The 21,810-nt window shown below is 69.0% G+C and carries 21 protein-coding genes; 8 read left to right on the top strand and 13 right to left on the bottom strand.

Going from position 1 to position 21,810, the window contains the following annotated elements; translation table 11 throughout:
* Positions 1-61: 61 nt before the first annotated feature.
* From ABD679_RS05960 to ABD679_RS05935, 6 genes are all read right to left on the bottom strand, one after another.
* Positions 62-484, bottom strand: a complete 423-nt coding sequence (locus ABD679_RS05960) for a universal stress protein (RefSeq protein ID WP_344759031.1) — start codon at positions 482-484, stop codon at positions 62-64.
* A 178-nt stretch (positions 485-662) separates the two neighbouring features.
* Positions 663-2,381: an ABC1 kinase family protein gene (locus ABD679_RS05955; protein WP_344759030.1), complete on the bottom strand. Its 1,719-nt coding sequence runs from the start codon at positions 2,379-2,381 to the stop codon at positions 663-665.
* Positions 2,382-2,726: 345 nt separating this feature from the next.
* On the bottom strand, positions 2,727-4,601 hold the full coding sequence (locus tag ABD679_RS05950) for an ABC transporter ATP-binding protein (RefSeq protein ID WP_344759029.1): 1,875 nt from the start codon (positions 4,599-4,601) through the stop codon (positions 2,727-2,729).
* Between the two features lie 85 nt (positions 4,602-4,686).
* The gene (locus tag ABD679_RS05945) at positions 4,687-5,577 is read right to left on the bottom strand and encodes a DUF4097 family beta strand repeat-containing protein (protein ID WP_344759028.1); all 891 of its coding nucleotides are present in this window, start codon (positions 5,575-5,577) and stop codon (positions 4,687-4,689) included.
* A 15-nt stretch (positions 5,578-5,592) separates the two neighbouring features.
* Positions 5,593-6,147, bottom strand: coding sequence for a hypothetical protein (locus ABD679_RS05940; RefSeq protein ID WP_344759027.1), 555 nt, complete (start codon positions 6,145-6,147; stop codon positions 5,593-5,595).
* Complete coding sequence (locus ABD679_RS05935) at positions 6,144-6,752, bottom strand: RNA polymerase sigma factor (RefSeq protein WP_344759026.1); 609 nt, start codon at positions 6,750-6,752, stop codon at positions 6,144-6,146. The genes ABD679_RS05940 and ABD679_RS05935 overlap by 4 nt, the downstream gene beginning before the upstream one ends.
* Positions 6,753-6,950: 198 nt before the next feature.
* On the opposite strand from ABD679_RS05935, the gene ABD679_RS05930 reads away from it, so the two are divergent.
* Together ABD679_RS05930 and ABD679_RS05925 are read left to right on the top strand one after the other, a co-directional pair.
* Positions 6,951-8,486, top strand: coding sequence for a fumarate hydratase (locus ABD679_RS05930; protein ID WP_344759025.1), 1,536 nt, complete (start codon positions 6,951-6,953; stop codon positions 8,484-8,486).
* Between the two features lie 120 nt (positions 8,487-8,606).
* The gene (locus ABD679_RS05925; RefSeq protein WP_344759024.1) at positions 8,607-9,047 is read left to right on the top strand and encodes a CoA-binding protein; all 441 of its coding nucleotides are present in this window, start codon (positions 8,607-8,609) and stop codon (positions 9,045-9,047) included.
* Between the two features lie 150 nt (positions 9,048-9,197).
* On the opposite strand, the gene ABD679_RS05920 is transcribed toward ABD679_RS05925, so the two are convergent.
* From ABD679_RS05920 to ABD679_RS05900, 5 genes are all read right to left on the bottom strand, one after another.
* Positions 9,198-10,355, bottom strand: coding sequence for a phospholipase A (locus tag ABD679_RS05920; protein ID WP_344759023.1), 1,158 nt, complete (start codon positions 10,353-10,355; stop codon positions 9,198-9,200).
* Positions 10,352-11,710 carry a mechanosensitive ion channel domain-containing protein gene (locus tag ABD679_RS05915; RefSeq protein WP_344759022.1) on the bottom strand — a complete coding sequence of 453 codons (1,359 nt, stop codon included), beginning with the start codon at positions 11,708-11,710 and terminating at the stop codon, positions 10,352-10,354. Before ABD679_RS05915 ends, ABD679_RS05920 begins: the two co-directional genes overlap by 4 nt.
* Before the next feature lie 55 nt (positions 11,711-11,765).
* Positions 11,766-12,269: a DUF456 domain-containing protein gene (locus ABD679_RS05910; RefSeq protein WP_344759021.1), complete on the bottom strand. Its 504-nt coding sequence runs from the start codon at positions 12,267-12,269 to the stop codon at positions 11,766-11,768.
* A gap of 265 nt (positions 12,270-12,534) precedes the next feature.
* Positions 12,535-13,011: a glycine zipper 2TM domain-containing protein gene (locus ABD679_RS05905; RefSeq protein ID WP_344759020.1), complete on the bottom strand. Its 477-nt coding sequence runs from the start codon at positions 13,009-13,011 to the stop codon at positions 12,535-12,537.
* 164 nt (positions 13,012-13,175) lie between these two features.
* On the bottom strand, positions 13,176-13,640 hold the full coding sequence (locus ABD679_RS05900; protein WP_344759019.1) for a hypothetical protein: 465 nt from the start codon (positions 13,638-13,640) through the stop codon (positions 13,176-13,178).
* A 61-nt stretch (positions 13,641-13,701) separates the two neighbouring features.
* Between ABD679_RS05900 and ABD679_RS05895 the strand changes: the two genes are divergently transcribed.
* Positions 13,702-14,514 carry a tRNA threonylcarbamoyladenosine dehydratase gene (locus ABD679_RS05895; protein ID WP_344759018.1) on the top strand — a complete coding sequence of 271 codons (813 nt, stop codon included), beginning with the start codon at positions 13,702-13,704 and terminating at the stop codon, positions 14,512-14,514.
* Between the two features lie 152 nt (positions 14,515-14,666).
* On the opposite strand, the gene ABD679_RS05890 is transcribed toward ABD679_RS05895, so the two are convergent.
* Both ABD679_RS05890 and ABD679_RS05885 read right to left on the bottom strand, forming a co-directional pair.
* The gene (locus ABD679_RS05890) at positions 14,667-15,437 is read right to left on the bottom strand and encodes a TatD family hydrolase (RefSeq protein ID WP_344759017.1); all 771 of its coding nucleotides are present in this window, start codon (positions 15,435-15,437) and stop codon (positions 14,667-14,669) included.
* Positions 15,438-15,442: 5 nt separating this feature from the next.
* The gene (locus tag ABD679_RS05885) at positions 15,443-15,673 is read right to left on the bottom strand and encodes a DUF6116 family protein (protein ID WP_344759016.1); all 231 of its coding nucleotides are present in this window, start codon (positions 15,671-15,673) and stop codon (positions 15,443-15,445) included.
* A gap of 185 nt (positions 15,674-15,858) precedes the next feature.
* On the opposite strand from ABD679_RS05885, the gene ABD679_RS05880 reads away from it, so the two are divergent.
* The 5 genes from ABD679_RS05880 (at position 15,859) to ABD679_RS05860 (ending at position 21,748) form a co-directional block, all read left to right on the top strand.
* Positions 15,859-16,674: a glycine zipper 2TM domain-containing protein gene (locus ABD679_RS05880; protein ID WP_344759015.1), complete on the top strand. Its 816-nt coding sequence runs from the start codon at positions 15,859-15,861 to the stop codon at positions 16,672-16,674.
* Positions 16,675-16,811: 137 nt separating this feature from the next.
* Positions 16,812-17,975: an acyl-CoA dehydrogenase family protein gene (locus ABD679_RS05875; RefSeq protein WP_344759014.1), complete on the top strand. Its 1,164-nt coding sequence runs from the start codon at positions 16,812-16,814 to the stop codon at positions 17,973-17,975.
* Positions 17,976-18,170: 195 nt separating this feature from the next.
* Positions 18,171-18,728 (top strand): GNAT family N-acetyltransferase, encoded by a 558-nt coding sequence (locus ABD679_RS05870; RefSeq protein WP_344759013.1) that lies wholly within the window; start codon positions 18,171-18,173, stop codon positions 18,726-18,728.
* Between the two features lie 87 nt (positions 18,729-18,815).
* Entirely contained in the window at positions 18,816-21,089 is a 2,274-nt protein-coding gene (locus tag ABD679_RS05865; RefSeq protein WP_425561851.1) for a thiamine pyrophosphate-dependent enzyme, read from the top strand.
* Between the two features lie 104 nt (positions 21,090-21,193).
* Entirely contained in the window at positions 21,194-21,748 is a 555-nt protein-coding gene (locus ABD679_RS05860) for an NADPH-dependent FMN reductase (protein ID WP_344759011.1), read from the top strand.
* The last annotated feature ends 62 nt before the right edge of the window (positions 21,749-21,810 follow it).

Below are 21,810 nucleotides of genomic sequence, written 5' to 3'. Positions count from 1 at the left end.
TCTGACGTCGTGACGCCCGGGCAGTGCGGCGGAAACCGGCCCCCTGGAAAAACCGTGACGCTCAGCGGATCACGGTCAGCGGCACCTTCGACAGCGCCAGCACCCGGGTCGCCACCGAGCCCAGGATCAGGCTGCGCAGGGCGGTCTGGCCGCGGGAGCCCATCACGACCAGGTCGACATCGTGCTTGTCGGCCAGGCGGGTGATTTCGGCTGCGGCATCGCCGACCGGGAAGAATTCCTCGTGGGCGAGGCCCGCGCGCTCGAGGATGCGGCGCGCCTTGCGCACGGCGTGCTCGCTGTTGCTGGCGTAGTACTCGGCGGTCGACTTGCGGCCGAGCTTGCGCACTGCCTGTGGCAGCAGCGGTGCCGAGACATTGACCAGGGCCAGCGTCGGTGGCTGCGAAAGCTGGCTGGCCAGCTGGACGACGTACCTGGCGGCGCGATCGCTGGCGCTGCTTCCGTCGATGGCGAGCAGGATGTTCATGGTGCTACTCCGGAACGAAGGGTCGGGACGGCATGGATGCCACGTCCGTGCGTCTGTTCCGTCGCCGCGAACGATCGTGGCCTGCCGGCGCCATGATCGCCCATCGGTCGTGCGCTGTGTTGATCCGGGTCAAGCGCGCCGGGGACGCTGCGTTGCGCTGAATGCTTCCGCGGCCCGGTCAGCGCGGGCCGCGTTCCTCGCGCGGGCGTGCCTTGCGGTCGCCGGCCAGGGCGCTGGCCACGATGGAAACACCGAGCCCGGCGCCGATGACGAACAGCACCAGCGCGACCGCGGGGTAGCCGAGCAGGCGGGTATCGGTTTCGATCCGCATCATCATCGCCGACGCCACGATCAGCGCCGCGGTGACCAGTGCGGCGCTGACGCGGTTGGCGATCTTCTGCAGGTTCTCCATCAGGTGCGACTCTTCCAGCCCGGTCATGCGCACCTGCATGCGGTTCTCGGCCAGCAGCGAGAGCACGTCGGATACCTTGCGCGGCGCCTCGCGCAGCAGCGCCTGCACTTCGATCAGCTCGCTGGCCAGGTTCGAGGGCGACAGCGCCTTCTTCAGCCGCTCGCGCATCACGTGTTCGAGGTGGTGCTCGACCACGGCCTTGACGTCGAGGTCCGGGTCGAGCGCGTTGGCGACCTGTTCGAGGTTGAGCAGGGTCTTGCCCAGCAGGCTCAGCTCGGGCGGCGTGCGCAGGCCGCAGGCGGTGGACCTGCCGACCAGGTCGAGCATCAGCCGCCCCTCGGACAGCGAACTCGCGCCGGCGCGCGCAGCATAGGTGGCCACCATCTGCCCGATCTCGCGCAGGAAGCGCGGCTCGTCGAAATCCTCCAGCCGGGTGCCCATGGCGATGGCTTCGTAGGCGACTTCCTCGCCGCGGCCGTCGACCGCGGCGAACAGCAGCTTGAGCAGGCGTTCGCGCTGCTTGGGCGGCACGTGCGCGACCATGCCGAGGTCGAACAGCGCCAGCCGGCCATCGTCGGCCACCAGCAGGTTGCCCGGGTGCGGGTCGGCGTGGATTTCGCCGTGCACGAACACCTGGTCGAGGTAGCCGCGCATGAGCGCCGAGGCCAGCCCCGACATGTCGTGCTCGGTGCGGCGCAACCCTGAAATTTCCGTGACCTTGGTGCCCTGCACCAGTTCCATCGTCAGTACGCGCCTGGCGGTCAGGTCCCACACCGGGGCGGGGACGAGCAGCTCGGGGTAGGCGCGCAAATGTTCGCCGAAACGTTCGAGGTTTTCCGCTTCGGCCTGGTAGTCGAGTTCGGCCAGCAGGGTGCGGCGGAATTCCTGCACCCAGTCGGAAAAGCGCAGGCGCCGGCCGATGTCGGTCATGCGGTCGGCGCCGCCGGCGAGCTGGGCGAGGGCGTCGAGGTCGCTGCGCATGGTCTCGACGATGCCCGGCCGCTGCACCTTGACCGCGACCAGCCGGCCGTCGCGCAGGGTGGCGCGGTGGACCTGCGCCAGCGATGCGCAGCCCAGCGGCTGCTCGTCGAATTCGGCGAATGCCTTGTTCAGGCGCACGCCGAGCTCGTTCTCGACGACTTCGCGGATGTCGTCGAAGGGCAGCGCGGCGACGTTGTCCTGCATCCGCTCCAGCGCGACCAGGTAGGGCGCCGGCACCATGTCGGCGCGGGTGGAGAGGGCCTGGCCGATCTTGATGAAGGTGGGGCCAAGCGCTTCGAGGTCGTCGACGAATTCTTCCGGCTTGCCGTCGGTGGGCAGCGATTCGGCGTCGTCGACTTCGACGTCGTCCAGGTCCAGGCCGGTGAACACGCCCGCGCTGCGGTACTTGAGCAGGAACTGCAGGATCTGGGCGGTGCGGGCGATGCCGGTGGCGGCTGCCGGCGGCGCGGCGGCGGGTTCGGGGAGCGGCTGCGGGTTATCCATCGCGGCAGCGTAACCCGCTGCGCGTCAATGGGGATTTCATTTGGCTCTTTGCCCATTCGGGCGAAGTGATTTCAGCTGATTGCCCGGTCGTAGGCCATGTCGCGACCTGACGGGCCCCACTGCGACCGGCGGGCCTTTTTTGGGGGAATGTCCCCCGGCATCCGCCTGCGGCGAATGCCTCCTCCTTTATTTCCCCCAAAGGCCCGCCGGCCGCAGTGGGGCATCGGATCGCAGGCTTGCGTGGAAGACGAGTTTCTTCTTGTACGCACCCGCGCCCGGCCTTCGAACCGATGCAACCTCCCTCCGGGGGCGAAGACATCTCAGTGGAGGGAAGCGCCTTTCACTTCAGCGGTAGCCAGCCGCCTGCAGCTCGAACAGCTCCGCATAGCGCCCGTCCTGGGCCATCAGCTCCTCATGGGTGCCGCTGGCTTCGATGCGGCCCTGGTCGAGGACGAGGATGCGGTCGGCCATGCGCACGCTGGAGAAGCGGTGCGAGATCAGCACCGCGGACTTGCCTTCGGACAGCTCCTTGAAGCGCTGGAACACCTCGAACTCGCTGCGCGCATCCAGTGCCGCAGTGGGTTCGTCGAGGATCAGCAGCTGCGCGTCGCGCATGTAGGCGCGGGCGATGGCAATCTTCTGCCATTCGCCACCGGACAGGTCGACGCCTTCCTTGAACAGCTTGCCCAGCATCTGGTCGTAGCCGGCGGGCAGGCGCGCGACGACCTCGTCGGCCATCGCGCGGTGGGCGGCGTCGGTGATGCGGTCGTGGTCGTCACGCGCGTCGATGCGGCCGACCGCGATGTTGTCCGAGGCGCTCATGAAGTAGCGCACGAAGTCCTGGAAGATCACGCCGGTGTTGGCGCGCAGTTCGTCCAGGTCGTAGTCGGCCAGCGGATGGCCGTCGAGCAGGATGCGGCCCTCGTCGGGGTCGTACAGCCGCGAGAGCAGCTTGACCAGCGTGGTCTTGCCGGCGCCGTTCTCGCCGACCAGCGCCAGCACTTCGCCCGCGTGCAGGGTGAAGCTGAGGTTGCGCACCGCCCAGCGCTCGGCACCGGGATAGCGGAAGCCCACGTCCTCGAACACGAAGCCTTCGCGGATCGGGTAGGGGAACGGCCGCGGGTTGGCGGGCGAGAGGATCTCGGGCTTGATGTCGAAGAACGAGAACAGGTCGTCCAGGTACAGTGCCTGCCCGGCGACGGTGGAGAAGCTCGACAGCAGGCCTTCGAGCAGGTTGCGCAGGCGCCGGAACGACGACGACAGGAAGGTCAGGTCGCCGATGGTGAACTCGCCGTGCACCGTGCGCCAGGCGATATAGGCATACGCGGTGTAGTAGCCGACCGTGCCGATGGTGGTGAACAGCCCGCCCCAGCCGGCGCGGCCCAGCGCGATGCGGCGGTTGGCCAGATAGATCGACCAGGCCAGTGTGCGGTAGCGCTCGATCAGGAAGCCGTTGAGGCCGAAGCTCTTGATCTCCTTGGCCGAGGTGGCGCTGGCGCCAGTCTGGCGCACGTAGTCCAGCTCGCGCCGCTCCGGCGTGGCGCGGAAGTTGACCGCGTAGCTGCGGGCATTGAAGTGCATCTCGCCGATGAACGCCGGCACCAGTGCCACCAGCAGCAGTGCGATCAGCCACGGTGCGTACACCAGCAGGCCGACGGCGAAGCTGACGATGGTGACGATGTCCTGCGCCTGCCCGAGCAGCTGCGACATCAGCGAGCTGCGCCCGGACACCTGGCGGCGGGCGCGGTCTAGCTTGTCCTGCAGGTCGGCGTCCTCGAAGTCCTCCAGGTCCAGCGAGGCGGCGTGTTCCATCAGCCGCACGCTGGTCGCGTTGGAGTACAGCTCCGAGAGCAGCGAGTCGACCATGCCGACGATGCGGCCGAGGATGTCCGAGGCCACCGCCAGCGCGAATTCCGCCGCCAGCAGCGCGAGCAGGTGGTCGAGCGCGCCGGCGTTCCACATGTCGGCGAAGCCCTGGGTGCCGGCGCCCAGGCCGACCAGGCGGACCACCTCGTCGACGATCAGTTTGCCCACGTACAGGGTGGCGATCGGCAGTAGCGCGCGCGCCAGGCGCAGTACGAGGCTGGAGCAGGCGAGCAGCGGACTGGTGCGCCAGATGTCGCGCAGGTAGGGCGGCAGGTTGCGCAGCGCCGCGAAGCGCTCGCGCAGGTTCAGGACGGGTGCTTCGTGCCTGCGGCCGAGCCAGGGCGGTGACGACATGTGGTGCGTCCGTACGTGGTGCAGTCCACAGAATGCCACGCCCGCCGGGCGGCGGGCGTGGAGACGGGTGGCCGGACGGTCGCGGCTACTGCAGCAGCAACTCCACGGACCCGGAGAAGGTTTCCAGGTGGATCTCGCCGCTGCCGCTGCCGTAGCGGTGCTCGAAGCTCGAACCCGGCCCGTAGCGCGGCTTGTCGATGCTCACGCCCGGCGCGCGCAGGTGGCCGCTGAAGCTCTCGCCGTGGACGTTGGCCGACAGTGCACGCGGGGTGACGACCTTGATGTTGCCGCTCACCGATTCGGCCTTGACCTGGCCGCCGTCGGCGAGCCCCACCTGCAGGGTGGCGTTGCCCGACACGGTGTTGCTGCTGAGCCGGCGCACGCGCTCGCCGCGGCTGTCGACGGTGATGTTGCCGGAGACGGTCTCGGCCTCGATCTCGCCCTTCAGGCGTCCGCGCAGGGTGATCGTGCCGCTGACCGACTGCACCTCCACGTCGTCGCTGTTGAGGGTCAGGTGCAGGTCGCCGCTGACGCTTTCGATGTCGGCCTGGCGCGGCGCGCCGGCGACGGTGACGTCGCCGCTGACGCTGTCGATCTCCAGCTCGCGGCCGGCGGTGCCGGTTACGCTGATCCGCGCGGCCACGCCGTCGATGTCGAGGCTGGCCCGCGTCGGCACGTCGATCACCAGGCTGGTCGGTTCGGTGTTGCGGCTGTTGCGCGGGTAACGCACCTTGATCTTCAGCGAGCGGCCGCCGTCGCCGATTTCCAGCTTTTCCACACCGCGGCCGAGGCTGCCGCCGATGCGCACCTGCGGCTTGTCCCAGGTGCGCACTTCGATGCGGCCCTTGACGTTGGAGATCTCGACCTTGCCGTCGGCATCGAGCGGGCGGGTCTCGTTGATCGGCGTGGAGGCCAGCGCCGCGGCGGGCAGGAGGGCCAGCAGCAGCGGCAGGAGGATGCGGAAGCGGATGGTCATGGGAGACTCCATTGATCAGGTCGGAAGCGTGGACAGGCGGCGCGAGAGGTCCAGGCGCAGCGCGTAAAGGCTTTGCAGGCGGTCGAGCAGGTAGCGCGAATCCGGATCCTGGCGCAGCGCCGCGCGCACGGCGGCGGCGCTGCGGTCGATCTCGCGCAGCGCGCTGGTATCGACGCCAGCCGGGCGGCGGGCATCGAACGCACGCCAGGCGGTGCGGTACTCGCGGGTCATGTGGCTGGCTTCGCGCAGGATCACGCCGGCTGCGGTCTGCGGGGACTGCGCCGGCGGCGCCATCAACACGCTCCAGCCGATGGCGAGCACGGCGGCGAGCGACGCCGCCGTGGCCAGCGCGGCGAGCCTGCGCGGGCGGCGGCGCTGGCCGCCGTGGATGCGGGTGGGAAGCGGCGTCGCGGTGGCGGCCGGGGCCGGGGAGTGCGCGGGACGCGCCTGTTCGATGCGTGCACGGATGCCCGGCCACAGGTCGTGTTCCGGCGCTGCGTCGCGGCGCAGGGCGCGCAGCGAGTCGCGGAGGTCGTCGGGCAGGCGCAGGCGGTCGTTGTCGATGTTCATGCGCGATCTCCGAATGCATGGGTGCCGGCATGCGCCTCCAGGCGGTCGCGCAGCAGCCCGCGTGCGCGGTGCAGCTGTGCCTTGGAGGTGCCGACGGCCATGTCGAGTTCGTTGGCGATTTCCTCGTGGGTCCAGCCTTCCACGTCATACAGCACCAGTACCGCGCGGGCGCGCGGCGGCAGGGTGGCGACGGCGCGTTCCAGGTCCATCGCCAGCGCGGTAGTGTGCCCGGCCGAATCGGGGCGTCCGATGCGGTCCAGGCGCTCTTCGTCCTCCATCGCCGGGTCGCCGCGGTGCCGGCGCAGCTCCATCAGCGCGGTATTGGCCGCCAGCCGGTGCAGCCAGGTGCCGAAGGCGCTTTCGAAGCGGTACGACCCCAGCGCCTGCCAGGCGCGGACGAAGGCTTCCTGGGTCAGGTCCTCCGCGCGCTGGCCGTGGCGTCCGAGCAGGCGCGTGATCACCCCGTGCACGCGGCCGGCGTGGCGGCGGTACAGGGCCTCGAAGGCGGCCATGTCGCCGTCGAGGCTGGCACGCACGAGGGCGTGGTCGTCGTCCACGGCCGGTGCGGATGCGGGCATCAGGGCGGTCACGATGGTGGTCAGCATAGTCCTTGGGATGCGCTGCGGAGGCGGTGGGTTTAAGCGGCCCGGTCCCGGACAGGCGTACGCACGGCTGTCCGCGCCGGAATCCAGTGTTCCACGGGCGGGGCGTTCATCTGCGTCGATGGGCGCCCGCGCGGGGCCTTGCCGGCCTGCCGTGGGCTAAAATCAGCGGCTGTTTTCGCCAGCCTTCGCGAGCCCGCAGTGAGCACCAGCCGTCCGGTTTCGATCAAGCAGGAAGACCTCATCCAGTCCGTCGCGGACGCCCTGCAGTACATCAGCTACTACCACCCGGTGGACTACATCCGGAACCTCTCGGCAGCCTGGGAGCGCGAGGAAAGTCCGGCGGCCAAGGACGCGATCGCGCAGATCCTGATCAACTCGCGCATGTGCGCCGAGGGCCACCGGCCGATCTGCCAGGACACCGGCATCGTCACCGTGTTCCTGCAGATCGGCATGGACGTGCGCTGGGACGACGCCACGATGGGCGTCGAGGACATGGCCAACGAAGGGATCCGCCGTGCCTATCGCCATCCCGACAACAAGCTGCGCGCCTCGGTGCTGGCCGACCCGGCCGGGCGCCGCAGGAACACCGGCGACAACACGCCGGGCGTGGTGAACGTCAAGGTGGTGCCGGGCAACACCGTCGACGTGATCGTCGCGGCCAAGGGCGGCGGTTCGGAGGCCAAGTCGAAGTTCGCGATGCTCAACCCGTCGGACTCGATCGTCGACTGGGTGCTCAGGACCGTCCCGACCATGGGCGCGGGCTGGTGCCCGCCGGGCATGCTCGGCATCGGCATCGGCGGCACCGCGGAGAAGGCGATGCTGCTGGCCAAGGAGTCGCTGATGGAGCCGATCGACATCGTCGACCTCAAGGCGCGCGGGCCGTCGAACCGGCTGGAGGAACTGCGGCTGGAACTGTTCGACAAGGTCAATGCGCTGGGCATCGGCGCGCAGGGACTGGGCGGGCTGACCACCGTGCTCGACATCAAGATCCGCGACTACCCGACCCACGCGGCCAACCTGCCGGTGGCGATGATCCCCAACTGCGCGGCCACGCGCCACGCGCACTTCACGCTCGACGGCAGCGGCCCGGTGATGCTGGACCCGCCTTCGCTGGAGGACTGGCCGAAGCTGACCTACAACCCGAGCAACGCGCGTCGCGTCGATCTTGATACGGTCACCCGCGAGGAAGTCGCCAGCTTCAAGCCCGGCGAGACCCTGCTGCTCAACGGAAAGCTGCTCACCGGTCGCGACGCCGCGCACAAGCGCATGGTCGACATGCTCGACAAGGGCGAGCAATTGCCGGTCGACTTCAACGGCCGCTTCATCTATTACGTCGGCCCGGTTGATCCGGTGCGCGACGAGGCCGTCGGCCCCGCCGGCCCGACCACCGCCACGCGCATGGACAAGTTCACCGAACAGGTGCTGTCGCAGACCGGCCTGCTGGGCATGGTCGGCAAGGCCGAGCGCGGCGATGCGGCGATCGAGGCGATCCGCAAGCACAGGTCGGTCTACCTGATGGCGGTCGGCGGCGCTGCGTACCTGGTCTCGAAGGCGATCAAGGCCGCGCGCGTGGTCGCCTTCGAGGACCTGGGCATGGAGGCGATCTACGAGTTCACCGTGCAGGACATGCCGGTGACCGTGGCGGTGGATTCGGGCGGCGAGTCGGTGCACAAGACCGGGCCGCGCGAGTGGCAGTCGCGGATCGGGCGCATCCCGGTGGTGGTCGAGGGCTGACCGATCGGAAGCGCGAACGGCGGCACGGTTCGCGTGGCCGGGGTGTCCGGTTTCCCCGCCGCCGCTTGATCGACCGGTGATCGCCACCATGTCGACGGGAACGACGACGGGACACGACGCATGCCGGGCAGCCTGATCCGCGACCACATCGCCTTCGACCGCCTGCTGCCGCGGCTGCGGCGCATCGCCGTGCTCGGCATCAAGCCCGAATCGCGCGCCGACCGGCCCGCGCACATCGTCCCCGCCTACCTGCACCGCGCCGGCTACGAGATCGTGCCGGTGCCGGTGTATTACCCGGACGTGGCCGAGATCCTCGGCCGGCGGGTGTATCGCACGGTGGCCGAGATCCCGGGGCGGGTGGACGTGGTCGACGTGTTCCGCAAGCCGGACGACCTGCTGCCGCACCTGGACGACCTCATCGCGGCACGCCCGCGGCTGGTGTGGATGCAGACCGGCATCCGCCACGACGACTTCGCCGCGCGCCTGCTGGCCGCCGGCATCGACGTGGTGCAGGACGAATGCCTGATGGTGGAGCACCGGCGCTGGCGCAGCTCGCGCTAGGCTGGCCCCTGGAATTCCACATCTGTCTTCGTATCTGCCTTTCGTAGGAGCGACGGAAGTCGCGACCCTGCGCATATCTCAGGGAGACGGACCCCGACCCTGGTCGCAACTTCCGTCGATCCTGCGGGGCGAGCCCGCGAAACTGCTGCCTCAGAACCACTCCAGCAGCGAGATCCCCAGCCCGATATACGTCGACCGGTGGTTGTAGTCGATCAGGCTCTCGCCATAACCGTCGAACACCTGCAAGTGCCCGCGCAGCGAGTTGTGGATCGGGAAACCCCAGTCGAAGCCGACCGCGCCGTGCGAGCGGTCGCCGCCGCGCAGCGAATGCCGGGCCATCAGCGACAGTTCGTGCTTGCCGATAGTGTGCACGATGGTCATGTCGCCGCGGCCCATGTAGTCCTCGATGTCCGGGTTGTCGTCGTCGTTGCCGTCGGAGATGCGGATCCACGGACGCAGCATCACCGCCCAGTTCTCGCGGTCCAGCCCGACGTTGAACATCACCCGGTTCCAGCTGCGCGACAGCGGGTCGGCGCGGCCGTTGGACTGGTGGTTGATGCCGACCGCGGCCATCCGACCTTTCCAGCCGCCCAGCTGATAGTTGTTGCGGAAGACCAGCAGGACCTCCGGCTCGTAGTTGGTTTCGCGGAACGGCCGCGACTGTTCGCCGTTGTAGACCTGCCAGCGCGAGCTCTGGGTGTAGCCCATCCAGATGTCGCCGTTGTTGCCGAACAGGTTTTCCCAGGCCTTGGTCTTGAAGCTGATCTGGAACTTCGTCTCGATCGCGTCGAGGGCCATCGGTTCGGTCGCAGTGTTGCGCGGGTTGGGCGAGTGGGGCAGCTCGTTCTGGTCGCTGCTCCAGAACACCGGCAGCAGGTAAACCGGCTTGTAGGCGCGGAAATTGAAGGTGCCGAGCTTGGAGTCCTTGGCCAGCTCCCAGCGGCTGTCGAGCAGCGAGCCCTTGCCGGCGTTGGCGAGTGCGTCGTCGGGTTCGGAGGCGAACAGGTCGCTGGCGGCGCTGCGCGCGCGCTCGCCGCGCGTCGCGGCGGCGGCTTCGGCTTCGCTGGCGGCTTCGCGGTTTTCGCGCGCAAGCGCCGCGGCGGCGTCGGCGCGCGCCGGATCGGCCGCGCTGCGTCCGGCGGCGCGGTCGTAGCAGGCCAGCCGGTCGGCGTCGATCTCGACCAGGGTGCAGGCGTCGATGCTGGCCCGGGTCGGCGCAGTGTCTGCCGACTGCGCGAACACGGGTGCGGCCAGCCCGAGGGAAAGCAGCGCGATCGAGGCCGGTGGCATGCGGCGGTGTGGCGTCATGGCGTGTCCTGGTCCGGGGTCTTGTCGTGTTCGAGCATGTTGCCGCCGGCGGCCGCGTCCGAGCGCTGAGCCTCGGCGAGCTGCTCGTCTAGATCGCGGTTGACCGACGTGTCCACGTGCGTGCCGTGGAGCGGCTCGGTGGTGTCCGCCGCGGTTGCGGCCGGTTGCTCGGCTTCGCGCGACGTCACCACGTGGTAGACCGTGCGCGGCGACCGGATGCCGGCGCCCGTGTAGGCCGCCTTGACCAGCCGGATCGCCTCGCCGCGGACCTTGCCCAGGTCGCTGCTGCGCTGGTCCACCCAGCCGAAGAACTGCAGCTCGATACCGCCCGGCGCGTTCTGCACCACCGTCCATGACGGCGCCGGATCGTCGAGCACGCCGGCGATGCTGGAATACGCCTCCAGTGCCAGCGTCTGCGCCTGGTGGATCGAATTCGCGGGATCGATGGTGACCTTGAAATCGAAACGCCGCCTGGGATTCTTCGAATAATTCAGCAGCACCGACTTGAACACCAGCGCGTTGGGCAGCTGCAGCTGGTTGCCCTCGGAGGTCATCAGCAGCGTGGCGCGCGAGGTCAGGGCCACGACCTTGCCCTCGTAGGTGTCGACGCGGATCTGCTCGCCCGGTGAGAACGGCTTGCGCACGCTCAGCAGCACGCCGGCGATGTAGTTCTCGGCGATATCCTTGAAGGCGAAGCCCAGCGCCAGGCCGACCACGCCGGCCGAGCCGAGCACCGCGCCGACCATCGCCGACAGCCCGAGCAGGTTGAGCGCCATCACCAAGCCGAGCAGGGTCACGATGATCCGCACCGAGCGCCGGATCAGCCCGTCCATGTAGGGGTTGTCGGTGCGCAGGCGCAGGATCCGCAGGTTGCGCGACAGCAGCCCGCCGATCCACGCCGCCAGGATCACGATCAGGATCGCCACCAGCAGCAGCGGACCGCGCGCGGCGATCGTGACCAGCTTGGCCGTCATCTGCCGGTAGGCGGCGTTGAAATGCGAGCGCAGGCTGTCGTCGACCTCCACGTTGTTGACGACGGTCGACACGCCCGGTGTCTCGGTCGCGATCTCGGCGGCCTCCGCCTTGTGTGTGGGTTGCAGCAGCGTGCCGTCCAGTTCGGCAACCCCGTCGTCGACGCGCGCGGTGACGTCCTTCAGGTCCTCGTCGCTGCCCAGCCGGGTCTGCAGCTGGCGGTTGGCGCTGGCATCGGTGGGCGGCGACCCGTCGGCCGCCTCGCCGGCATCCGCCGTCGCGGGCGTGGCCTGCGGCTGTGCAAGGGCGACCGGCATGGCCACGGCCAGCAGCAGGCAGGCGAGCAGGACAGGCAGGGCTCTCAGGTGGTTCGGGCGTGTCACGGGTGTCGGCTCATCCGGCGTGCGGTGTCACGGTGAAGTGTATCGGTCGCGTGCTTCAGGCGTACCAGGCCCAGGCGAACAGCACGAACATCGTGCACGCCAGTCCGAGCTTGAGCACGATGCCGAACACGATGCCCATCCAGGTACCGAAGCCGACCTTCGTCGCCTGGCCGACGCGGGCACGGTCGATACCGCGCCCGTGCCAGAGTTCGCCGAGCAGTGCGCCCGCGAAGGGGCCGATGAACAGGCCGAATGGCGGAATGATGAACAGGCCGACGACCGTCCCGACCACGGCACCGATCACGGCCTTGCGGCTCGCCCCCACGCGCTTCGCGCCGGCGGCGGTCGCCCAGAAGTCGACCAGCAGCGACAGCGCGGTCAACGCGCCCAGGATCACCAGCCACCACCACTCGACGCGTTCGAAGCCGTCGGTCCATGCCGCCAGCAGCATGCCGGCGAACACCAGCGGAAGTCCCGGCAGGGCCGGCAGGATGATGCCGGCCAGGCCGACGACGACCATCAGCGCGGCGAGCAGGTACCACAGAACATGCAGGTCCATCGGCTTTTCCTGGGGCGCGCGGGCCCGGTTGCTGGTGCGTGTCGGGACGGATGCGGCGCCGGTTTCGGGAGCCTTCCCGGCGCGCGCGCAAGTGCATTTTTACATTACAAATGCCGGGTTCGCTTGCCTTCGCCGCGTTTGTCCATGTCGCCGTGAAGCGTGGCATGACGTGCCGGATCGGCACCGCAGCGCCCGAACGCCGCCCGAACGGAAAAGGCCCGCCGGGTGGCGGGCCTTTCAGTATCCGGATGTGCCGATGTGTGGCTCAGCGCAGCGCGGCGCGGCCACCGCTGATCTGCACGTACGAACCTTCGCGGATGCCGGCGAGATCGCTCTGCTGCACCGTCCGCAGGTTGCCGTCCTCCATCCGCACGGTGACGCGATAGGTCGTGCCTTCCTGCACCCTGTTCTGGATCGCATTGCCGGCGACCGCGCCGCCCACCGCGCCCGCGGCGGCGGCGATGTTCTGGTTGCCCTTGCTGCCGCCGGTCTTGTCCGAGATCTCGTGGCCGGCGACCGCGCCGACGATGCCGCCCAGCACCGCGCCGGTGGCATTGGGCACGTTCTGGCCGCGGGCGACGGTCTCGATGCGCGTCACCGTGCCGCACTCGCGGCAGGTGGTGTTGCCGTAGGACGATGGCGCGCTGCTGTACCCGCCGCCGTAGCCGGGCGAAGTGGTGGCGCAACCTGCGGTCGCGAGCGCAGCGGTGAGGGCTGTGGCGCCAAGCAGACGAATGTTCATGCCGATCTCCTGTCGTGGGGAACGGAGCCGTGGCTCCTTCGGCGTGAACACTAGGGGCCGGGCGATGAACCGGCCGTCAATTACAGCGCGCCGCGGACGGGCGGCGCGATCGTTGTCAGTGCGGGTTCATATCGACGCGCAAGCGCCGACGTGCCGGCGTGGCTTCAGCCGCGGAAGTCCTGGTGGCAGGCCTTGCAGGCCTCGCCGATCTTGCCGGCGGTCGCCTTGACCCCTTCGCAATTGAGCGGGGGCGACGCCAGGCTGGCATCGAGCACGGCGCGCATGTCGCTGGCGTGCTTGCTGAAGCGGGTGTCCTCGCCGAGGTCGCCGAACGCCGGCTCGAGGCCGTCGGCCAGGGCGCGCAATGTCTTCAGGCGGGGCAGCGTGTCGGTGGCGCCGCAGCGGTTGGCCTCGGTGCTGGCCTTGAGCTGCGCCATCTGCGCCTGGAACAGGTCCATCGTCGCGATCGGGTAGCGGTCCTGCCAGGTCTTCCGCGCCTCGAGCGTGCGCAGGATCATCACCACGGCGACTGCGCCGATCACCAGGCCGACCAGCAACACGAACAGGTAGCGGCTGGCGGCGGACGGCTTGCCGGGGGTGGCGGGATTGGCTTCGGGCGTCGTCGACATGGCGGTCTCCTCGATGGCTTTGGCGACGATAGCATGCGCCCGGCGCCGGTAAACTGCGCGGATGGATGAAGCCTGGCAGGAACGTTTCTCCGGCATCGACCGGCTCTACGGGCGCGGCGCGCTCGAACGCCTCACGGCGTCCAGCGTCGCGGTCGTCGGTCTGGGCGGCGTCGGCTCGTGGGCCGTGGAGGCGCTGGCGCGCAGCGGCGTGGGCGCACTGACGCTGATCGATGCCGACGACCTGTGCGTGTCCAACACCAATCGCCAGCTGCCGGCGCTCGAAGGCCAGTACGGCCGCGGCAAGGCCGAGGCGATGGCCGAGCGCTGCCGGGCGATCAGCCCGCTCGCGCAAGTGCGCCCGGTGGCCAGCTTCCTGACGCCCTCGAACATGGAGTCCCTGCTCGGCGAGGGCTTCGACCTTGTGCTCGATGCCTGCGACAGCTTCCGCAGCAAGGTCGAGATGATCGCCTGGTGCCGGCGACGCAAGCAGCCGATCGTGACCGTGGGTTCGGCCGGCGGCCGCATCGATCCGACCCTGGTGCGGGTGCGCGACCTGTCGAAGACCGAACACGACGCGATGCTGGCGCTGATCCGGCGCAAGCTGCGCAGCGAGTTCCGCTTCCCGACCGGGCCGAAGCGCTACTTCAGCGTGCCGGCGGTGTACTCGCTCGAGAACGTGCGCTACCCGCAGGCCGACGGCAGCGTCTGTGGCCTGCGCCCGCAGCTGGGTGCGGACGCCGCGCTCAAGCTCGACTGCGGCGCCGGACTGGGCGCGGCGACCCACATCACCGGCGCGTTCGCATTCGCCGCGGTGGGCAAGGTGCTGGAGATGCTGCTGCGGCGGAAGGCCGCCAGCGCGCCGGCATCGCTGTAGGAGCGGCTTCAGCCGCGAGCTCTTGATGGGCTCTTGGTAGGAGCGACGGAAGTCGCGATAGCTTTCCCGGCAAGGCCCTCGCGACTTCCGTCGCTCCTACAAAAGCAACGGCGAAAAATGCAACAGCGAAGAGCTCGCGGCTGAAGCCGCGCCTACACCGGAGCCGGCAATCCGAACAGGCGCCCGGCATTGGCGGCCGTCGCCGCGGCCAGCTCGTCCGGTGCGATGCCGCGCAGTCCGGCAACGACCTCGCACACCGCGCGCAGCCGCGCCGGTTCGTTGCGTTCACCGCGGATGCCGCTGTCGGGCTGGTCTGGGGCGTCGGTTTCCAGCAGCAGGTGTTCGAGCGGCATGTCGGCCACCAGCCCGCGCAGGCGCCGGGCGCGTTCGTAGGTCACCGGGCCGCCGATCCCGAGCATGAAACCCAGGTCCCAGAGCTGTTCCGCCTGCTGCCGGCTGCCCGACCAGCTGTGCACCACGCCGCGCAGCCCGCCGGTGCGGCGGATCGCGGCGATCACGGCGTCCACCGCGCGCCGCGCGTGGACGATCACCGGCAGTGCGTACTCGCGCGCAAGCGCCAGCTGGCCGTCGAAATAGTCCTGCTGCGCGTCGTGGTCGAGGCCGTCGACGAAATAGTCCAGTCCGCATTCGCCGATCGCGACCGGGCGTTCGCGTTCGATCCAGTCGCGCAGCTGCGCGAGATGTTCCGGGCGGTGTTCTTCCAGGAACATCGGGTGCAGGCCGTAGGCGGGGAAGAGGCCGTCGCCGCCGGCGCACAGGCCGCGCAGCTTCGGCCAACCGGCGGCGACGGTGGCGGGGATGACCTGGCGTGCAACGCCGGCGTCGCGCGCGCGGGCAATGACCTGGTCGCGGTCGCGGTCGAACTCCGCCGCGTCCAGGTGGCAATGGCTGTCGACCAGCACGAACGTCAGTCCCGCGGCGCGTGTCCGCCGTCGATGGCGTCGCCGCGCCGCGGCCGCACGCGCTTGAAGTTGGCCAGCAGCAGCGTGCCGAGGCCGAGCAGGATCTCGTCGACGAACGGAATCATGTCGGGCACCAGCACGTCGCCGATGAACAGCGCAGCGGTGAGCAGGAACAGCTTGGGATAGCTCAGCTTGCCGACCCAGCGCATCAGCGGGGCGAGGAGGGGATTGGGCATGTCGGGTGTTCCGGTCGTCTTCGATGGAATGCAGATGGGGGCTTCCACGCTACCACCGCGTGCCTGGGGTGGGCGGATTCATCGCGGCGTCAGTTTGGCGGGGGCATCGCGCAGCTCTGTTCAGGTTGGGGATGATGAAATCGGTCCGCACACAGAGCGGCGCAGTCGCCAGCAGGAGAGACCCCATGAACAAGAACACGATCGCCATCGCCATTGCCGCCCTCCTGGTCGGCGGTGTCTCGGTTGCGGCCTTCCAGCACGCCCGCGCGCCGGACAACGGCCTCGACGCCATCACCGCGCAGGACGATCCCGCCGCGATCGAGGCCCTGCAGGACGACACCGCCACCGACAACAGCATTCCCGATGGCGGCCGCGTGGCGTACGCCGCCGTGGTGGACGTCGAGCCGGTCACCGAGAAGGAAAAGCTCTACGCCACCGTGATCGGCACCGAGCCGCTCAGCCAGACCTCCACCACGTCCACCCCGCGCGAGGTCTGCGAGGACGTGGCGGTGCAGGAGCGCCTGCCCGAGCGCGACGGCAACGTCGGCGGCACCGTGGCCGGCGCCGTCATCGGCGGACTGCTCGGCAACCAGGTCGGCAAGGGCAACGGCAAGAAGGCGGCGACCGCGGCCGGTGCCGTGGCCGGTGGCTTCGTCGGCAACCGCGTCGACCGCAACCACGTCGGCGGCAAGGTGGTCGCGCGCACCGAACGCCAGTGCCACACCGTCACCGACACATCCGAGTCCAGCAAGGTGGTGGGCTACAACGTGACCATTCGCAACCCGGATGGCAGCACCGAAACCCGACGCATGGACAGCAAGCCTGGCAGCCGGATTTCGCTCGGCACGCAGGACAAGACCGTCGGCTATGACGTGACCTACCGCTACGACGGCCAGGAGCGCACCATCCGCATGGACCAGAAGCCGGGCGACCGCCTGCCGGTGATCGACGGCCAGGTGGTGACCCAGACCGCCGCTGCTGCCAGCGCGGACCGCGGCTGACCGCAGCGCGCCAGGCAATGAAGGCGAGGGGCCGGAGTGATCCGGCCCCTTTCTTTTTGTCCGGCCCCGGCAGGCTGCCCCATTCCGGATGGGACAAAGGGCTAAAATGACGGTTTTAACGAGCGAAGAAACCTGCCATGGCCCTGAACCCCTACGACCTCTATGACGTCCGCTCCCTGCTCAGCGAGGAGGAGCGCGCGGTCCAGGACACCGTGGCCCGGTTCACCGACGAGCGCGTGCTGCCGATCATCGGCGACTGCTTCGACCAGGGGCGCTTCCCGAAGGAGCTGATCCCCGAGATCGCCGGCCTCGGCCTGCTCGGCGCCACCCTGCCGGAGGAATACGGCGGCGCTGGCCTCAATGGCGTGAGCTATGGCCTGATCTGCCAGGAGCTCGAGCGTGGCGACAGCGGCCTGCGCAGCTTCGCCAGCGTGCAGTCCTCGCTGTGCATGTACCCGATTTTCGCCTACGGCACCGAGGAACAGAAAAAGCGCTGGCTGCCCGACATGGCCGCCGGCAAGGTCATCGGCTGCTTCGGCCTGACCGAGCCGCACGGCGGTTCGGACCCGGCCAACATGAAGACCAATGCGAAGAAGGACGGCGGCGACTGGGTGATCAACGGCGGCAAGATGTGGATCACCAACGGCAACCTGGCCGACATCGCCATCGTCTGGGCGCAGACCGACGACGGTATCCAGGGCTTCATCGTCGAGAAGGACTTCGCCGGCTTCAGCGCACAGGAGGTCAAGCACAAGATGAGCCTGCGCGCGTCGGTGACCAGCGCGCTGTTCTTCGACAACGTGCGCGTGCCCGAATCCAACCGCCTGCCGAACGTGAAGGGCCTGAAGGGCCCGCTCGGCTGCCTGACCCAGGCCCGCTACGGCATCACCTGGGGGCCGATCGGCGCCGCCATCGCCTGCCTCGACGAGGCGCTGAACTACAGCAAGGAACGCATCCTGTTCGACCGTCCGGTGGCCGCGACCCAGAGCGCGCAGCTGAAGATGGCCGACTGGGCGCGCCGCATCACCGCCGCTCAGCTGCTGTCGCTGCAGCTGGGGCGCATGAAGGATGCCGGCACCATGAAGCCGACCCAGGTATCGCTGGCCAAGTGGAACAACTGCCGCATGGCCATCGACATCGCGCGCGAGGCGCGCGACCTGCTCGGCGGCGCCGGCATCACCACCGAACACTGCCCGATCCGCCACGCGCTGAACCTCGAGTCGGTGATCACCTACGAGGGCACCGAGACCGTGCACCAGCTGGTGGTCGGTCGCGAGCTGACCGGCATCAACGCGTTCTGAATACCCCCGATGACCCTGCAGGAGCGGCTTCAGCCGCGAGCTCTTGACGTGCTTTTGCAGGAGCGACGGAAGTCGCGATGCTTTTCCGGTAAAGCCATTCACGACTTCCGCCGCTCCTGCAAAAACAACGGCGAAAAACGCAACAGCAAAGAGCTCGCTGCTGAATCCGCTCCTGCACCGCCTCCGCAGTCGACAATGAACCTGACCGACATCCGCATCGAAACCGAACGCCTGCTGCTGCGCGTGCCGCGCATCGAGGATTTCGACGGCTATGCCGAACTGCTCGGCGACGAGGAGGTCGCGCGCTACATCGGCGGCCACATGGTGCGTGCCGCGGCCTGGCGCAAGTTCCTGCAGCAGCCGGGCGCGTGGCTGCTGCAGGGCTTCGGCATGTTCTCCGTGCTCGACAGGGCCAGCGGCGAATGGCTCGGGCAGCTGGGCCCGTGGCGGCCGGAAGGCTGGCCGGGCAACGAGGTCGGCTGGTCGTTCCGGCGCGCGGCCTGGGGCAGGGGATACGCGACCGAATCTGCGACGGCTGCGATCGACTGGGTGTTCGAAAACCTCGGCTGGGACGAGGTGATCCACTGCATCGATCCGGGCAACACGCCTTCGCAGGCGCTGGCGCGGCGGCTGGGCTCCAGCAACCGCGGTCCCGGGCGGCTGCCGGCGCCGTACGAGGACCATCCCGTCGAGATCTGGGGCCAGACCCGCGCGCAGTGGCAGGCGCGGCGCGAGGCACCTGCGCGTACGTAAGCGATGGCGCGGTTCGGGGCCACGCCCCCGAGGCCCGGTGATCCGGGCGCGCCCGTGCAACAACCATCGGGTGCGTGGGCCCGGACCATGGAAGCCATCGTGACCGCAAACCCCATCCCCGCCCGCATGCGCGGCCTCAACCGCGCCGAGATCTGCGACGTCAACTTCAGCGAATTCGTGCGCGACTGGAGCGGCCGTGCCGGGACAGGTCCGGCCCCCGGCGACGCCATCCTCGACGGCAGCGCGCTCGACGCGCGCGGGTTTCGCGAGCTGTTCGAATCGCAATTGGTCTCGCGCCACCTCGACCTGATGGCACGCGTGCTGCGGGTGCAGAACAAGGTCTTCTACACCATCGGTTCCAGCGGCCACGAGGGCAACGCGATGGTCGCGCGTGCCACCCGCCATACCGATCCGGCGTTCCTGCACTACCGCTCCGGCGGCTTCATGGCAGAGCGCTTCCGCAAGCTGCCGGGCATGGACCCGGTGATGGATTCGGCGCTGTCGTTCGCGGCATCCAAGGATGATCCGGCCTCGGGCGGCCGGCACAAGGTCTGGGGCAGCAAGCCGCTGTGGGTCTTGCCGCAGACCTCGACCATCGCCTCGCACCTGCCCAAGGCCTTCGGCACCGCGGTGGCGATCGAGCAGGGCAAGCGCATCGGCCATGCACTGCCGATTCCCGGCGACAGCATTGCGATCTGCTCGTTCGGCGACGCGTCGAGCAACCATGCCACCGCGCAGACCGCGTTCAATGCGGCGGCCTGGACCGCCTACCAGCGGCTGCCGGCGCCGGTGCTGTTCGTGTGCGAGGACAACGGCATCGGCATCTCGGTCAAGACGCCCGACGGCTGGGTGGCGCGCAACTTCCGCGACCGCCCGGACCTCGATTACTTCGCCGCCGACGGCCTCGACCTGGCCAGCGGCTACGGCGACGTGCAGGAAGCGGTCGAGCACTGCCGTCGCACCCGTCGCCCGACCTTCCTGCACCTGCGCACGACCCGGATTATGGGCCACGCCGGTACCGACTTCGAGATCGAGTGGCGCTCGATCGAGGAGCTGTGCGCGGTGGAGGCTACCGACCCGCTGCTGCGCTCGGCCGCAATCGCGCTCGAGTCCGGGCTGATGACGAAGGACGAAGTCCTGGCGCTGTACGAAGACACGCGGAAGAAGTGTTTTGCCGCAGCCGAGGAAGCCGACCGCCGCCCGCGGCTGTCGTCGCTGCAGGAAGTGATGGCGCCGCTCGCGCCGTACACGCCGGAGGCGGTGGCAAAGGAGGCCGCGCGCGCGGACTACAACCAGCGCCGCGAGGAAGTCTTCGGCGGCAAGGACAAGCTGCCCGAGAAGCAGGCGCCGCGGCACCTGGCGATCCAGATCAACAACGCGCTGCACGACCTGTTCGCCAAGTACCCGGAAACGCTGCTGTTCGGCGAGGACGTGGCGCAGAAGGGCGGCGTGTACACCGTCACCAAAGGCCTGCAGAAAGCCTTCGGCCCGCGCCGCGTGTTCAACACGCTGCTCGACGAGACCGTGATCCTCGGCCTGTCGCAGGGCTTCGCCAACATGGGCATGCTGCCGCTGCCGGAGATCCAGTACCTGGCCTACCTGCACAACGCCGCCGACCAGATCCGCGGCGAGGCGGCAAGCCTGCAGTTCTTCAGCAACGACCAGTACCGCAACCCGATGGTGGTGCGGATCGCGTCGCTGGGCTACCAGCGCGGCTTCGGCGGGCACTTCCACAACGACAACTCGATCACCGCGCTGCGCGACATCCCGGGCCTGGTGGTTGGCTGCCCGAGCCGGGGCGACGACGCCGCGACGATGCTGCGCACGCTGGCTGCGCTGGCGAAGGTCGACGGCCGCGTGTGCGCGCTGCTCGAACCGATCGCGCTGTACATGGCCAAGGACCTGCACGAACCCGGCGACGGTGGCTGGCTGACGGAGTATCCCGCGCCTGGCGAGGCGATGCCGCTGGGCGAGGGGCGCGTCTACGGCGAAGGCAGCGACGACCTGGTCATCTTCACCTTCGGCAACGGCGTGCCGATGAGCCTGCGCGCCGCGCGCAGGATCGAGCAGGCCCACGGCTGGAAGGTGCGCGTGTGCGACCTGCGCTGGCTGGTGCCGCTCAACGACGCCTGGATCCGCGAACAGGCCGCCAGCGCCAGGCGCATCCTCATCGTCGACGAGGGGCGCCGCAGTGCGGGCGTGGGCGAGGGGGTCATCACCGCCGTGGTCGAGGGCGGCTTCGGCGCGCGGCCGTTCCGGCGCGTGGTCGGCGCGGACACGTTCACGCCGCTGGCGGGTGCGGCGTTCCTGGTGATCCCGTCGGAGGACGACATCGTGGCGGCGGCAGGCACGCTCGACTGAGCCGTGATGCCATGGGTGGAACGGTTCCTTCCGCCCTTGACGCACCGCTGACGGGGCCGTGCGGATAGTCTGGGGATTCCTGTTTCCGGATGGAGCATGCCCCCATGGCCACAATCAGGGTCGCGGTATTCGTCGGCAGCCTGCGCAAGGACTCGTTCAACCGCAAGTTGGCCAAGGCGGTCGAGAAGCTGGCGCCCGGCGACTTCGAGTTCACCCACGTCCGCATCGACGACCTGCCGCTGTACAACCAGGATTTCGACGAGGATTACCCGGCCGAGGCAAAGCGGCTGAAGCAGGACGTCGAATCGGCCGACGCGGTGCTGTTCGTCACGCCCGAGTACAACCGCGCGATCCCCGGCGTGCTGAAGAACGCGATCGACATCGGCTCGCGCCCGTGGGGTACCAATTCGTTCGCAGGCAAGCCGGCCGGCGTGCTCGGCATCTCGATCGGCGCCATCGGCACCGCGCTGGCGCAGCAGCACCTGCGCAACACGCTGGCGTACCTGGACATGCCTACGCTGGGGCAGCCGGAAGTCTTCATGCAGATGAAGGACGGACTGCTCGACGACGACGGCAATGTCGGCAACGATGACACCCGCAAGTTCCTGCAGGATTTCGTCGACAGGTACGTGGCGTGGGTGCGCAAGCAGATCGGTTGATGGCACCGGGTTGACGATGTCGCGGTAGGACGCTGCAGGAGCGGCGTGTGCCATCCGCGCCG

This window comes from Luteimonas lutimaris (genome assembly GCF_039537065.1).
GTDB lineage: Bacteria > Pseudomonadota > Gammaproteobacteria > Xanthomonadales > Xanthomonadaceae > Luteimonas > Luteimonas lutimaris.
The sequence above is the reverse complement of the archived record's forward strand: the minus strand, read 5'-3'. Positions and strand labels throughout refer to the sequence as shown.

Excerpts from the sequence above, each read along its gene's own strand:
- ABD679_RS05865 (WP_425561851.1), top strand. The coding sequence starts at position 18,816 with ATGGAAGCCATCGTGACCGCAAACCCCATCCCCGCCCGCATGCGCGGC.
- ABD679_RS05905 (WP_344759020.1), bottom strand. The coding sequence starts at position 13,011 with ATGAACATTCGTCTGCTTGGCGCCACAGCCCTCACCGCTGCGCTCGCG.
- ABD679_RS05920 (WP_344759023.1), bottom strand. The coding sequence starts at position 10,355 with ATGACGCCACACCGCCGCATGCCACCGGCCTCGATCGCGCTGCTTTCC.
- ABD679_RS05900 (WP_344759019.1), bottom strand. The coding sequence starts at position 13,640 with ATGTCGACGACGCCCGAAGCCAATCCCGCCACCCCCGGCAAGCCGTCC.
- ABD679_RS05925 (WP_344759024.1), top strand. The coding sequence starts at position 8,607 with ATGCCGGGCAGCCTGATCCGCGACCACATCGCCTTCGACCGCCTGCTG.
- ABD679_RS05940 (WP_344759027.1), bottom strand. The coding sequence starts at position 6,147 with ATGAACATCGACAACGACCGCCTGCGCCTGCCCGACGACCTCCGCGAC.
- ABD679_RS05950 (WP_344759029.1), bottom strand. The coding sequence starts at position 4,601 with ATGTCGTCACCGCCCTGGCTCGGCCGCAGGCACGAAGCACCCGTCCTG.
- ABD679_RS05960 (WP_344759031.1), bottom strand. The coding sequence starts at position 484 with ATGAACATCCTGCTCGCCATCGACGGAAGCAGCGCCAGCGATCGCGCC.
- ABD679_RS05955 (WP_344759030.1), bottom strand. The coding sequence starts at position 2,381 with ATGGATAACCCGCAGCCGCTCCCCGAACCCGCCGCCGCGCCGCCGGCA.
- ABD679_RS05870 (WP_344759013.1), top strand. The coding sequence starts at position 18,171 with ATGAACCTGACCGACATCCGCATCGAAACCGAACGCCTGCTGCTGCGC.
- ABD679_RS05875 (WP_344759014.1), top strand. The coding sequence starts at position 16,812 with ATGGCCCTGAACCCCTACGACCTCTATGACGTCCGCTCCCTGCTCAGC.
- ABD679_RS05895 (WP_344759018.1), top strand. The coding sequence starts at position 13,702 with ATGGATGAAGCCTGGCAGGAACGTTTCTCCGGCATCGACCGGCTCTAC.
- ABD679_RS05880 (WP_344759015.1), top strand. The coding sequence starts at position 15,859 with ATGAACAAGAACACGATCGCCATCGCCATTGCCGCCCTCCTGGTCGGC.
- ABD679_RS05860 (WP_344759011.1), top strand. The coding sequence starts at position 21,194 with ATGGCCACAATCAGGGTCGCGGTATTCGTCGGCAGCCTGCGCAAGGAC.
- ABD679_RS05910 (WP_344759021.1), bottom strand. The coding sequence starts at position 12,269 with ATGGACCTGCATGTTCTGTGGTACCTGCTCGCCGCGCTGATGGTCGTC.
- ABD679_RS05935 (WP_344759026.1), bottom strand. The coding sequence starts at position 6,752 with ATGCTGACCACCATCGTGACCGCCCTGATGCCCGCATCCGCACCGGCC.
- ABD679_RS05885 (WP_344759016.1), bottom strand. The coding sequence starts at position 15,673 with ATGCCCAATCCCCTCCTCGCCCCGCTGATGCGCTGGGTCGGCAAGCTG.
- ABD679_RS05945 (WP_344759028.1), bottom strand. The coding sequence starts at position 5,577 with ATGACCATCCGCTTCCGCATCCTCCTGCCGCTGCTGCTGGCCCTCCTG.